The following is a 12,602-nucleotide window of genomic DNA, read 5'->3' as shown; positions in this document are numbered from 1 at the left end:
GAAATGATGCTCGATGCTGTCGAGCCAGGAGCGCAGACTCATGCTCAACCCTCCTTCTCGATGCGCGTCAGGTTGTCCCGCAGGATGGGGCCATACTCGTACTTGCCGGCGCAAACGTAGCTGCACAGCGCGAGGTCTTCCTCGTCGAGCTCCAGCGCGCCGAGCTTCTGCGCCATCTCGGTATCGCCCACGATCAGCGAACGCAGCAGCTGGGTCGGCAGCACGTCGAGCGGCATCACCTCCTCGTAGTTGCCGACCGGCACCATCGCCCGCGGGCTGCCGTTGGTGGTGGTGGTGAAGTCGAAGCGGCGACCGCCGAACAGCTTGGACACGAAGATGTTCATCACCGAGTGCTTGTTGAAGCCGGCGCGCAGGAAATGCATGAACTCGCGATCGTTGCCCTCGCGCAGGCAGGACGCCTGCAGATGGTAGCGGCCGAGGAAGGCGCAGGCGCCGCGCGCTACGCGTCCGCCGAACACCGAGCCCGAGACGACGCGGTTTCGCCCCGCCACCAGCTCGCCGGCGGTCAACTCGTCGAGGTTGGCGCCGAGCCGGGTTCGCACCAGGCGCGGCCGCTCGACCGCAGGGCCGGCGAGCGCGATCACCCGCTCGGTCCACAGCCTGCCGGTGGAGAACAGCTTGCCGAAGGCGACCACGTCCTGGTAGCCGAGGTACCACACCGACTTGTGCGCCCCGACCGGGTCGAGGAAGTGGATGTGGGTTCCCGCCAGGCCCGCCGGATGCGGACCGGCGAAGGCCTCGCTGGTGACCTTGGGCAACCGGGTGCCGGGCAGCTTCGCATTCTCGCCGTGACACACGACGACGCGCGCGAGCCGGGTGAGCACCTTCAGGCCGCGCACGAAATCGGTGCCGTGCTCACCGATCACGACCTCGGGATCGGCTGCGAGCGGATGGGTGTCGATCGCGGTGACGAAGATCGAACTCGGGATGGCGTCGAGCGCAGGCACCTTGCTGAAGGGCCGCGTCCGCAGGGCGGCCCACAGCCCGGATTCGGCGAGCTTGCCGCGCACGACTTCGGCCGGCAGGCTCTCGATGTCGGCGTCCGAATGCGCGCCGAAGTCGATCGCGCTGTCGGCGGCGTCCTCGCCCTCGATGTCGATCACGACCGACTGCAGCACGCGTTGCTCGCCGCGATGGATGGCACTCACCACCCCCGCCGCCGGCGCGGTGAACACCACGCCCTCAGTCTTCTTGTCGGAGAACAGGAGCTGCCCCAGCTTCACCCGGTCGCCCACCTGCACGGCCATCGTCGGCTTCATGCCGTGATAGTCGAAGCCGATGACGGCCACGCTGCGGACCGGCCGGCCCGCTTCGATGACCTGTGCGGGAGCACCGGTGATGGGCAGGTCCAGACCGCGCTTGATTCTTATCATGCGTCTATCGCCCGAATAGTGATGGATGCGGCGGACTCCACCCCTTGCGCCGGCCCGACGCCACGCCGGAATACCGGCGTACATACGCGCTGGCGGGGAGGGCCCGCGAGGTAAAAACCCCAGGATTATAAGAGATTGTTACCGCGCGGACACGCGCGGCAGTCATTCCCGCTCCCGCAGCACTGCCGGGCGCGTGTGCAGGGCGGCTCCGGCGACCGCGCGGCCACGCCCTTGCGGCGGCGGCGGTGCGGCCGGAGGGAGCTCAGGCTCAGACGCGCTCGAACACGCCCGCCGCCCCCATGCCGGTGCCGATGCACATGCTCACCATGCCGTAGCGCAGGCGGGCGTCGCGCTCCATTGCGGCCATCAGCGTGGCCGTGCGGATCGCGCCGGTGGCACCGAGCGGGTGGCCCAGCGCGATCGCGCCGCCGAGCGGATTGACCCGTGCCGGGTCGAGATCGAGCTCGCGCACCACGGCGATGGCCTGCGCGGCGAAAGCCTCGTTGAGCTCGATCCAGCCGAGATCGGCGCCGGCCACGCCGGCGAGCCCCAGCGCGTGCGGGATCGCCTCCACCGGGCCGATGCCCATCAGCTCGGGCGGCACGCCGGCCACCGCATAGCCGGCAAAGCGCGCGATTGGCGTGGCGCCCGTGCGCTTGAGGCCGGCCTCGCTCATCAGCAGCACCGCGCCGGCGCCGTCCGACATCTGCGAGCTGTTGCCGGCGGTCACCGAGCCGCGCGCGGCGAACACGGGTCTGAGCGCCGCGAGTTTCTCGACCGAGACGTCCGTCCGCGGCCCCTCGTCGTGCTCGACCCGGCGCTCGGCCACGCGCACCGCCCCGCCCTCGCCCGGCAGCCAGGACTTCACCGCATAGGGCGCGATCTCCTTGGCGAAGAGCCCGGCGGCGATCGCGGCGGTGGCGCGGCGATGGGAGACGAAGGCGAAGGCGTCCTGGTCCTCCCTGCTCACCTTCCACTTCGCCGCCACCTTCTCCGCGGTCAGGCCCATGCCGTAGGCGATGCCGAGGTTCTCCTCCGTGGCGAAGACCGCCGGGTTGATGCTGGTCTTGTTGCCGGTGATCTGCGGCATCGCGCTCATGCTCTCGGTGCCGGCGGCGATCATCACGTCGGCCTCGCCGAGGCGGATGCGGGCGGCGGCGTCGGCCACCGCCTGCAGGCCCGAAGCGCAGAAGCGGTTGATCGTGATGCCGGGCACGCGATCGGGCAGGCCGGCGAGCAGCAGGCCGATGCGGGCGACGTTCATGCCCTGCTCGGCCTCGGGCATCGCGCAGCCGGTGATGACGTCGCCCACCTCCGCGGGGTCGAGGCCGGGCGCGCGCACCAGGAGCTCGCGCAGCACGTGGACCAGCATGTCGTCTGGGCGGACGTGGCGGAAAACGCCGTTCCTGCGCCCGACCGGGGTGCGCACCGCGGCGACGATGTAGGCATCCTGGATCTGCTTGCTCATCGTTTCTTCCTCGTCAGTTTCGCAGCGGCTTGCCGGTTTCCAGCATGTGGGCGATGCGCTGCTGCGTCGGCTCGGTCTTCAGCAGCTCGACGAACTGCGCGCGCTCGACGTCGAGGATCCAATGCTCGCTCACCGTCGCCCCGCTGTTCACCTCGCCGCCGCACAGCGCGGTGGCGGCGGCCTTCGCCACCCGGTAGTCGTGCGCCGAGATGAAACCGCCCTCGCGCATGTTCACCAGCATCATCTCGCAGGTGGCGATGCCGTCGCGGCCGGCCACCTTCACTGCGCGCTGCGGCTGTGGCGGCCGCCAGCCGGCCTCCGCGAGCACCCGCGCGCGGCGGAGCGCGACATGAAGGAGCTCGTGCGGATTGAGGACGACGTCGTCGCCGGCGCGACCGAAGCCGAGCTGCACCGCTTCCAGCGCGCTCTTCGCCACGGTCGCCATCGCGATCGTCTGGAAGGCGGTCTGGATGTAGGGAAAGACGTCGCCGCCAGCGGCCCGCTGCGCCATCGCGTGGGCCTGCAGCGCGAACTCCTTGCTGCCGCCGCCGGCCGGGATCAGGCCGACGCCGGCCTCGACCAGGCCGAGGTAGCTCTCGAGCGCGAACACCCGTTGCGCGGCGTGCATCGCGAACTCGCAGCCGCCGCCGAGCGCCATGCCCTGGATCGCGGCCACCACCGGCACCTGGGCATGCTTGATCGCCATCGAGGTCTGCTGGAACTTGGCCACCATCTTCTCGAGCAGCGCGAATCGCCCCGCGGCGCAGGCCTCGGCCACCTGCTGCAGGTTGGCGCCCACCGCGAAGGGCGGCTCGTGCCAGATCACCAGGCCGTCGAGATCCAACTCGGCGCGGGCGATCGCTTCGAGCACGCCCTCCATCACCTCGTCGCCGATCGCGTGCATTTTCGACTGGAAGGACAGGATGCCGATGCCCGCATCCTGGTCGGGGCGGCGCCACAGCCGCACGCCGCCACGCTGCGGGCTCTCCCACAGCGTCTCGCCGCGGTCCGCGGACGCCTCGCCGAACAGCCGGTCGGGATGGAGCTGGCGCCGGTATACCGGCAGACTGGAGCGCGGCTGCAGCCTGGCCTCGGCCGCGCTCCACGAGCCTGCCGCTTCGTGCACGGCATCGCGCTCGAACACCCAGTCGGGCAGCGGCACCTTCGCCATCGAGTGGCCGTGCTCGATGTCCTCGCGGATCATGTTGGCGACATCACGCCAGCCGGCGGCCTGCCAGGTCTCGAACGGGCCCTGCGCCCAGCCGAAGCCCCAGCGCATCGCGAGGTCGATGTCGCGTGCATTGTCGGCGATGTCCGCCAGGTGCACCGCGCAGTAATGGAACACGTCGCGGAACACCGACCACAGGAAGTGCGCCTGCGGATGCGGATGGGCGGCAAGCAGGGCGAACTTCTCCACCGGATCCTCCAGCGCGAGGATCTCCTCCAGATCGGGAAAGACCTCGCCGCCCGCCTCGACGTAATCGCCCTTGTGGCGGTCGAGCACCAGGATCCGCCGGCCCTCCTTGCGATAGACGCCGGCGCCGCTCTTCTGGCCGAGCGCGCCCTTCGCCACCAGCTGCGCCAGCCAATCGGGGGTGCGGAAATGGGCGTGCCAGGGGTCGTCCTTCAAGCTCGCGTGCATGCCGTCGACCACGTGCGCCAGGGTGTCGAGGCCGACCACGTCGGCGGTGCGGAAAGTCGCGCTCTTGGGGCGGCCGATGCGCGGACCGGTGAGCAGGTCGACCTCGTCGAAGGCCAGCCCGAGGCGTTCGGTGTGATGCAGTACCGCCATGATCGAGAACACGCCGACGCGGTTGGCGACGAAGCCCGGGGTGTCCTTCGCGCGCACCACCGATTTGCCCAGCCGGGTGGTGAGCCAGCCCTCGAGCGCGTCGAGCACCGCGGGCTCGGTCGCGGGTGCCGGGATCAGCTCGACGAGCGGCATGTAGCGCGGCGGATTGAAGAAATGGACGCCGCAGAAGCGGCCGCGCCGCGCGACCGGCATGCCGCCGGAGAGCGCGGCAATCGGCAGCCCCGAGGTGTTGGTGGCGAACACCGCTTCCGGCTTGAGGTGGGGCTCGACCTTGGCGTAGAGGTCGAGCTTCCACTCCATCTTTTCGGCGATCGCCTCGATGACGAGATCGCACTCGGCGAGCCGCGCCAGATCACTCTCGTAGTTCGCGGCCTCGACGTACTGGGCCCGGTCCTTCGCGGCGAACGGCGCGGGGTCGAGCTTCTTCAGGCCGGCGATCGCCTTGTCGACGATGCCGTTCGGCGGCCCCTCCTTCGAGGGCAGGTCGAACAGCAGCACCGGCAGGTCGGCGTTGGCACAGTGCGCGGCGATCTGCGCCCCCATGACGCCGGCTCCGAGCACGGCGACCTTGCGGATGATGAATCGGCTCATGCGCTTCTCCGGATGCGGGATGCTTCGATGCGGTCGCCGGCGGCCGGCGGGTTCAGAAGGACATCGAGTATTGGGCGCCGAGGATCACGACGCTCGAGTCGTATTCGCCCTTCACCAGACCCTTGCTCGGGTCGGCGGCGCTGCCGTTGTTGATCCTGGTGTCGTCCACGTAAAGATACGCGGCGCCGAGATCGAGCGTCGATGCCCTGGTCGGCTTCCACTGTCCGCCGAAGGAGAACCAGATGCGGTCGTTGTCCGGCAGCGAGGTCAGGCGCTTTTCCGCGTTCTTCACCGGGGTCTCGTCGTACGCCAGGCCGAACTTCAGCTTCCAGGCGTCGTTGAGCTGGTAGTTGGCACCGACCGCGACCCGCCAGGTGTCCTGGAAGTCGGTATCGAGACGCTGCGCCAGCGTACCCGAGCTCCTGTTGATATCGACCTTGTCGATGCTGCTCCAGCCGGTCCAGGAGAGGTCACCGAGCAGCTCCCACTTAGGATCCAGTCTGTGCGTGGCACTGAGGATGAAGGTGTCGGGCAGCTCGACGTCGGCGTAGGCGCCGGACGTGGCCGCCGCGTTGAAAGCAGGAACGGGACCGTCGACCGAAAGACTGCCCTCGAGCTTGTGCTTGACCGTCGAACGATAGGAAACCCCGAACTTCGTGGCTTCGGAGACGCTGAACAGGGCGCCGACGTTCCAACCCCACGAATCGTCATCGGCATCGAGCGTCGCGAAACTGGTCGAAAGCGGCCTGCCGGCAATCGGGGCCGGATAGATGCCGGCCCGGCGCACGTATTCGGCCTCCATGCGCTGCCAGTTCAGGCCGAAGCCGAGTGACACCTTCTCATTCACCCGCCACGCGATCGAGGGATTGATGTTGTAGGTCTTGATGTCGAACTTGATCGAGTGGGCGGAACCGACCCAGTCGCGGTTGTACTCGGTAATCAGCCCGAACGGCGCACCCAGGCCGATGCCGAGGTAGACATCCTCGTTCAGGGACCAGGACAGATAGGCGTTCGGCAGCGCCGCCCAGTCGCCCGCGTCCTGGGCGCCGCCCGAGAGCACGCCGGCATCCGAGCCCTGGTCGGTAAACTTGAAGCTCGGCCGCACCAGCGACAGGCCGACCGACAGCTCGCGCGCCTGCAGCTGCGTCATGCCCGCCGGGTTGAAATAGATGGTGCTGGCGTTCTCGGCCACCGCGGCCGAGCCGGCGTAGGCATTGCCGATGCCGCTGGCGTTCTGTTCGAGCAGCTGGAAGCCGGCGGCCGCGGCCGAACCGGAGCCCAGGGCCAGCATGGCCACCGGCAGGATGCGTGCAAGCGTGGTTTTTCTCATTTCCGTCCCCTCCTCGTTTTCTTCTGGTGGGCTGCACCCTGATGCGCCGGGCGACGGCAGCCGACGCCGCCCGAAAAGAATTCTCAGCGGCCCTCTGCCTCGCGCTGCCGGCGCTGCTCGAGGCCTTCACCATCGACCGCTCCGCCGGCGCCCGAAATCGGGGTTTTCCCCGAGCTTCGCAGCAGATGCAGCGGCCCCCCGGTGAAGGGGGCGAAACCGGTACCGAAGATCACGCCGGCATCGGCGAGGTCCTCGTCGGCGACCACGCCCTCGTCCACCAGGCGCGCAGCGGCGGCATACAGCGGCGCGAGGATGCGTTCGGCGAGTCCCGGCGGTGGCGCGGGCGGCGCCTCCCTGCCCGCCTCGCCCCGCTTTCGCCCGAACCCGAGCCTGCCGCCGGCCCGCTCTCCGGCCTGGGTCGATTGCTTCTGAGCCTTGCCGTCGTCCCAGCGGTAATAGCCCTGTCCGCTCTTCTTGCCGAGCTGGCCGGCCTCGACCTTCTGGAGCAGGCGCGCCGGCGGTGCCGCACCCTCGCCGGCAAGACGCCGTCCGGCGGCGAGCGCGACGTCGAGGCCGACGGTGTCGACCAGTTCCACCGGCCCGATCGGCATGCCGAACTCGACCAGGGCGGCGTCGACCGTCTCCGGCGGAATGCCTTCCTCGACGCAGCGCAGCGCCTCCAGCATGTAGGGGCCGAGCACCGCATTGACCAGGAAGCCGGGCGCGCTCTTGACCGGCAGTGGAAGCTTGTCGATGCCGCGCACGAAGGCGATCGCGCGGCGCACGACCTCGGCACCGGTGGCTTCGCCGCGCACCACCTCGACCAGCGGCAGCTGGGCCACCGGGTTGAAGAAATGGATGCCGACCAGGCGCGAGGGCTCGCGCAGCGCCGCGGCGATCTCCTCCAGCGGCAGGCTCGAGGTGTTGGTCGCGAGCACCGCGTCGGGCCGGGCGCGCCGCTCGAGTTGGGTGAAGAGGCTGCACTTGACCTCCAGGTCCTCGACGATCGCCTCGATGATGAGGTCGGCGCGCGCGGCGCCATCACCGTGCGGATCCGGGATCAGACGGTCGAGCGCGAAGCGCAGCCGGCGCGCGTCGCCCTTCAGGCGGCGCTCGAACAACTTCGCCGCGCGCGCGATCGCCGGCGCGATGCGCGCCACCGACTGGTCCTGCAGGCTCACCTTGAGGCCGGCGAGCGCGCACACCGCGGCGATGTCGCCGCCCATCACGCCGGCGCCCACCACATGCACGTGCGCCGGCGCGGGGCCGGCCCCCTTGCCGAAGGCCTTGAGGCGTTCCTGCAGGAAGAACACCCGCACCAGGTTGCGCGCGGTGGGCGAGGAGAAGATCGCCTCCAGCGAGGCGGGGTCGCCCGCGGGCACCGCGAGCGCATTGCCTTCGTATCTCTCCCAGATGTCGATGATCGCGTAGGGCGCGGGGTAGTGTTCGCGCCGCACCTTGGCTGCGGTCTGCTGGCGCGCCCTGTCGGCGACCAGCCGCCGCAGCGGGCCGTTCATCGCACGCCGGCTCACGCGTTCGACCAGCGCCGGCGCGCGCGCCGGCCGGCCGCCGAGGGCGAGGATGCGCGCGGCGGCGTCCATCACCCGCGCCGGCACGCAGTCGTCGGCAAGGCCGAGCCGCTTCGCCTTGCGCGCATTGACCGGCTTGCCGGTGAGCATCATGTCGAGCGCGGCGGCGGGGCCGATCAGCTGCGGCAGGCGCAACATGCCGCCCCACGCCGGGACGATGCCGAGCATGACCTCGGGCAGCGCGAGCTTCGTGCCCGGCTCGTCGACCACCAGCCGGCGGCGACAGGCGAGCGCCAGCTCGAGACCGCCGCCCATGCAGTGGCCGCGGATCAGCGCCAGGGTCGGATAGCGCACCGCGGCGAGGCGGTTGAAGAGCTGCCAGCCGCGCTCGACCAGGGCACGCGCCGCGGCGGGCGAGTCCAGCCTGGCGAACTCTTCGACGTCGGCGCCGGCGATGAAGCCGGCGGGCTTGCCGGAGGCGATCACCAGCGCCCGCGGCGGCTTTCGCTCGAACAGGTCGAGCAACACCGCCAATTCAGCCATCACCTCGGCGGACAGGACATTCGTGCTGGCGCCGGCGACGTCGATGTCAAGCCAGGCCAGGCCGTCGGCCTCGCGGCGCAGCCGCCAGTGCCGGAACTCGGGAGCGCTCGCGTCCATCATCACAGTGCCTCCACAAGCATCGCGCCGCCCTGGCCGCCGCCGATGCAGATCGTCGCCATGCCGCGCCGGCCGCCACTGCGCCTCAGCACCTCGATCAGGTGCAGCACGATGCGCGCGCCGCTGGCGCCGACCGGGTGGCCGATCGCGATCGCACCGCCATCGACGTTCATCCGCGCCGCATCGGGGGCGCCGGGCGCGGCCTCGAGGCCGAGGTGCGCACGGCAGTATTCGTCGTCGGCGAAGGCGCGCCGGCAGGCGATCACCTGGGCGGCAAAGGCCTCGTTGAGCTCCCACGCATCGAGCGCGTCCGGCGCGAGGCCGTGGCGGCGCAGGATGGGCACCGAGGCATGGACCGGGCCGAGCCCCATCTGCTCGGGCGACAGCGCCGCCCATTCGCTATCGACGATGCGCCCGACCGGGTCCAGGCCGAAGCGCTCGACCGCCTCGGCCGAGGCGAGCAGCAAGCAGGCGGCGCCGTCGGTGATCTGCGAGCTGTTGCCCGGCGTGACGCGGCCGTAGTGGCGGTCGAAGAAGGGCTTGAGCCTGGCCAGCCCGTCCATCGAGGAGTCGCGGCGCACGCCGTCGTCGGCCGGGTACACCCGCCCGTCGCGGTCGATCAGCGGCACGACCTCGGCATCGAAGTGGCCGGCGTCCTGGGCCGCCGTGACGCGCCGGTGGCTTTCCACCGCGTAGGCGTCCATCTCCGCGCGCGAGATGCCGAATTTCCACGCCAGGTTCTCGGCGGTCTGCCCCATCAGCTGGCCGACGACCGGATCCGTGAGCCCCTTCATGATGCCGATCACCGGCGCCAGCTGGCGCGGACGGAAGCGCCGCAGCACAGCGAACCGCGCGCCCGCGGTCTTCGCGGCGTACCAGTCGGCGAGCCAGTGCACCATCTCGTCGGAGAGCAGCAGCGGCGCGCGCGACAGCGCATCGACGCCGCCCGCGAGCACCAGCCCGGCGCGGCCGAGGCGGATGTTGGCGAGCGCCGAATCGAGCGCCTGCATGCCCGAGGCGCAGTTGCGCATCACCGTCCAGCCGGGCACGGCATCGCCGCAGCCGAGGCGCAGCGCGACCACGCGGCCGATGTTGACCTCGTCGGGCGCGGGACTGGCGCAGCCGAGGATCACCTCGTCGAGCCGGTCCGGCGCGAAGGGCTGGCGCAGCAGCAGCGCCGCGCCGGCGGCGGTGGCGAGATCGGCGGCGGAGAACGGCCCGGGCCGGTTGCGCGACTTCAGGAAGGGCGTTCGCGCGCCGTCGATGATGAAGACGTCCCGCTTCATGCCTCCTCCCGCAGCGCCGGCGAAGCGTCCGCCATCGCCGCCACTGCCGCTTTCATGCCGAAGTCGTAGTCGAAGTCGTCCACCCGGATGACCTTGTCGCGCAGCCGGTTGCGCGCCTCGACCAGGGCGTGCTCGCCGGCGTCGATGACGCCCGCCTCGCGCGCCTGGCGCCACACTTCGTCCACCTCGCCGCTGGTCGCCGGCGCCGGCGCGAATCCCCCGCCGCGCAGCGCCGCCTTCAGCTTCGCCTCCACCGGCTCGGCGGCGATCGTCGCCTGCAGCGCGGCCTCGAGCGCGCCGAGCGGCTCCTCCACGTCCGCCGGCAGGAACACTTCGGCGGTGAGCCGGTCGCGGGTCGGCGAGGGTTCGATCAGGCAGCGCGCCACCGCGTGGCCCACGCGGTCCGAAGGCGGCGCATCAGGTCGGCCGAGCGGGAACACCACCAGGCGCTCGAGCACGAACGCAAGGGGCCGGGAGGGGAGGTTGGCGAGCACACCGGCAAAGGCCTCCTGCATGCGGTGCAGGCAGTCCTGCAGAGCCCAGTGCATCAGCGGCGCATCCTGCGCCTGGCGGCCCTCGGCCTCGTAACGCTTGAGCGTCGCGCTCGCGAGGTAGAGCAGGGAGAGGATGTCGCCCAGCCGCGCCGACAGCTTCTCGCGCCGCTTGAGCTCGCCGCCGAGGGTGCCCATGGCGACGTCGGCGAGCAGCGCGAAGGCCGCCGACATGCGCCCGAGCTGGCGATAGTAGTCGCTGGTCTCGGGCGCGACGCCGCGGGGCACCGCCAGCAGGCGGCCGGCGCTCAGCCCACCGACGATTGCACGCGCCGCGTTCGACACCGCATGTCCCACGTGCGCCCACAGCGCGCGGTCGAACGCGACCTCGTCGCCGTCCTGCGCCGCGCGCATCTCGTCGAGCACGTAGGGGTGGCAGCGGATCGCGCCCTGGCCGAACAGGATCAGGCTTCGGGTGAGGATGTTCGCGCCCTCGACCGTGATGCCGACCGGGATCTGCTGGTAGGCGCGACCGAGGAAGTTCTGCGGCCCGAGGCAGATGCCCTTGCCGCCGATGACGTCCATGCCGTCGTTGACCGACTGCCGCGCGCGCTCGGTGACGTGGTACTTGACGATGCCAGACACCACCGAGGGCTTCTCTCCGAGGTCGACCGCGCCCGCGGTCATCACGCGCGCGGCGTCGCACAGGTAGGTGTTGCCGCCGATACGGGCGAGCGCCTCCTCCACCCCCTCGAAGCGGCCGATCGCGGTCTTGAACTGGTAACGCACCCGCGCATAGGCGCCGACCGTGCGCGCGGTGAGTTGCTGCATGCCGGCATTCGAGCCCGGCAGCGAGATCGACCGCCCCGCCGCGAGGCACTCCATCAGCATGCGCCAGCCCTTCCCCGCCATCTCCGGCCCGCCGATGATGAACTCGAGCGGCATGAACACCTCGCTGCCGCGGATCGGCCCATTCATCCATACCGCGTTGAGCGGGAAATGGCGGCGCCCGATCTCCACTCCCGGGTGCTCCCGCGGCACGAGCGCGCAAGTGATGCCGAGGTCGGCCTCGGCGCCGAGCAGGTGCTCGGGATCGTAGAGGCGGAAGGCGAGCCCGAACACGGTGCACACCGGCGCCAGGGTGATGTAGCGCTTGTCGAAGCTGACCCGCATGCCGAGCACTTCCTCACCCTGCCAGAGCCCCCTGCAAACGACGCCGGCGTCGGGAATGGATGCGGCGTCGGAGCCCGCCCAGGGGCTGGTGAGCGCGAAGGCGGGGATCTCCTCGCCGCGCGCGAGGCGCGGCAGGTAGTGGCGCTTCTGCGCCTCGGTGCCGTAATGCAGCAGCAACTCGGCGGGGCCGAGCGAATTCGGGACCATCACGGTGACCGCCGGCGCCGACGAACGGGTCGACAGCCGGGTAATCACCTGCGAGTGGGCATAGGCAGAGAAGCCCTTCCCGCCATACTCCTTCGGAATGATCATGCCGAGAAAGCCGCGGCTGCGGATGAAATCCCACACCTCGGCCGGCATGTCCTGCATGCAGCTGGCCTGCCAGTCGTCGACCAGGCGACACAGCGCGGCGGTGTCCTCCTCGAGGAAGGCGCGCTCCTCGGCACTCAGGCGGGGCCAGGGATAGGCGAGCAGACGGCTCCAGTCCGGCCGGCCGGCGAACAGGTCGCCCTCCCACCAGACGGTGCCCGCCTCGAGGGCGTCGCGCTCGGTCTGCGACATCGTCGGCAACACGCGCCGGAAGGCGTCGAAGATGCGCGCCCCGAACCAGCGCCGGCGCAGGGCCGGCCGCATCAACACGCTCATCGCAGCAGCGAACAGCGCGCACGCGAGCACGACGAGCACGAAAGGCCAGTCGGCCGCCGCACCCATCGCGAGCAGCCAGGCGAGGCCCGCCACCAGCCACGCCACCAGCGGGGCCTCGCGGACGGCGAGCGCGAGCGCCCCCACCGGCAAAAGGATCAGCATCAGCCACGCCATTGTCGTCTCCTCCTCGTCTTGAAGGTCCCGCGGTCCGTCGCCGCGCCC

General features: G+C 70.6%; 7 protein-coding genes. All 7 read right to left on the bottom strand.

The features are described from left to right. Window positions 1-44 precede the first annotated feature (44 nt). A complete protein-coding gene (locus tag BB334_RS15725) occupies window positions 45-1,394 on the bottom strand; it encodes a Na(+)-translocating NADH-quinone reductase subunit A (protein WP_068809423.1) in 1,350 nt (449 codons plus the stop codon). 268 nt (window positions 1,395-1,662) lie between these two features. Continuing rightward, a complete protein-coding gene (locus BB334_RS15720; protein WP_068809422.1) occupies window positions 1,663-2,862 on the bottom strand; it encodes an acetyl-CoA C-acyltransferase in 1,200 nt (399 codons plus the stop codon). Between the two features lie 13 nt (window positions 2,863-2,875). Beyond that, a complete protein-coding gene (locus BB334_RS15715; RefSeq protein ID WP_068809421.1) occupies window positions 2,876-5,266 on the bottom strand; it encodes a 3-hydroxyacyl-CoA dehydrogenase/enoyl-CoA hydratase family protein in 2,391 nt (796 codons plus the stop codon). Window positions 5,267-5,318: 52 nt separating this feature from the next. Further along, window positions 5,319-6,596 (bottom strand): OmpP1/FadL family transporter, encoded by a 1,278-nt coding sequence (locus tag BB334_RS15710; RefSeq protein ID WP_068809420.1) that lies wholly within the window; start codon window positions 6,594-6,596, stop codon window positions 5,319-5,321. Window positions 6,597-6,679: 83 nt separating this feature from the next. Then, window positions 6,680-8,788 carry a 3-hydroxyacyl-CoA dehydrogenase NAD-binding domain-containing protein gene (locus BB334_RS15705; RefSeq protein ID WP_083200458.1) on the bottom strand — a complete coding sequence of 703 codons (2,109 nt, stop codon included), beginning with the start codon at window positions 8,786-8,788 and terminating at the stop codon, window positions 6,680-6,682. Next, window positions 8,788-10,071, bottom strand: coding sequence for an acetyl-CoA C-acetyltransferase (locus BB334_RS15700; protein WP_068809419.1), 1,284 nt, complete (start codon window positions 10,069-10,071; stop codon window positions 8,788-8,790). The genes BB334_RS15705 and BB334_RS15700 overlap by 1 nt, the downstream gene beginning before the upstream one ends. Continuing rightward, on the bottom strand, window positions 10,068-12,554 hold the full coding sequence (locus tag BB334_RS15695) for an acyl-CoA dehydrogenase (RefSeq protein ID WP_068809418.1): 2,487 nt from the start codon (window positions 12,552-12,554) through the stop codon (window positions 10,068-10,070). Before BB334_RS15695 ends, BB334_RS15700 begins: the two co-directional genes overlap by 4 nt. Window positions 12,555-12,602: the final 48 nt, after the last annotated feature.

Origin of the sequence: Thauera phenolivorans (assembly GCF_001696715.1) — a bacterium.
Taxonomy (GTDB): Bacteria; Pseudomonadota; Gammaproteobacteria; order Burkholderiales; family Rhodocyclaceae; genus Thauera; species Thauera phenolivorans.
This window is presented reverse-complemented; position numbering and strand designations above follow the sequence as displayed.

Excerpts from the sequence above, each read along its gene's own strand:
- BB334_RS15725 (WP_068809423.1), bottom strand. The coding sequence starts at position 1,394 with ATGATAAGAATCAAGCGCGGTCTGGACCTGCCCATCACCGGTGCTCCC.
- BB334_RS15720 (WP_068809422.1), bottom strand. The coding sequence starts at position 2,862 with ATGAGCAAGCAGATCCAGGATGCCTACATCGTCGCCGCGGTGCGCACC.
- BB334_RS15715 (WP_068809421.1), bottom strand. The coding sequence starts at position 5,266 with ATGAGCCGATTCATCATCCGCAAGGTCGCCGTGCTCGGAGCCGGCGTC.
- BB334_RS15710 (WP_068809420.1), bottom strand. The coding sequence starts at position 6,596 with ATGAGAAAAACCACGCTTGCACGCATCCTGCCGGTGGCCATGCTGGCC.
- BB334_RS15705 (WP_083200458.1), bottom strand. The coding sequence starts at position 8,788 with ATGATGGACGCGAGCGCTCCCGAGTTCCGGCACTGGCGGCTGCGCCGC.
- BB334_RS15700 (WP_068809419.1), bottom strand. The coding sequence starts at position 10,071 with ATGAAGCGGGACGTCTTCATCATCGACGGCGCGCGAACGCCCTTCCTG.
- BB334_RS15695 (WP_068809418.1), bottom strand. The coding sequence starts at position 12,554 with ATGGCGTGGCTGATGCTGATCCTTTTGCCGGTGGGGGCGCTCGCGCTC.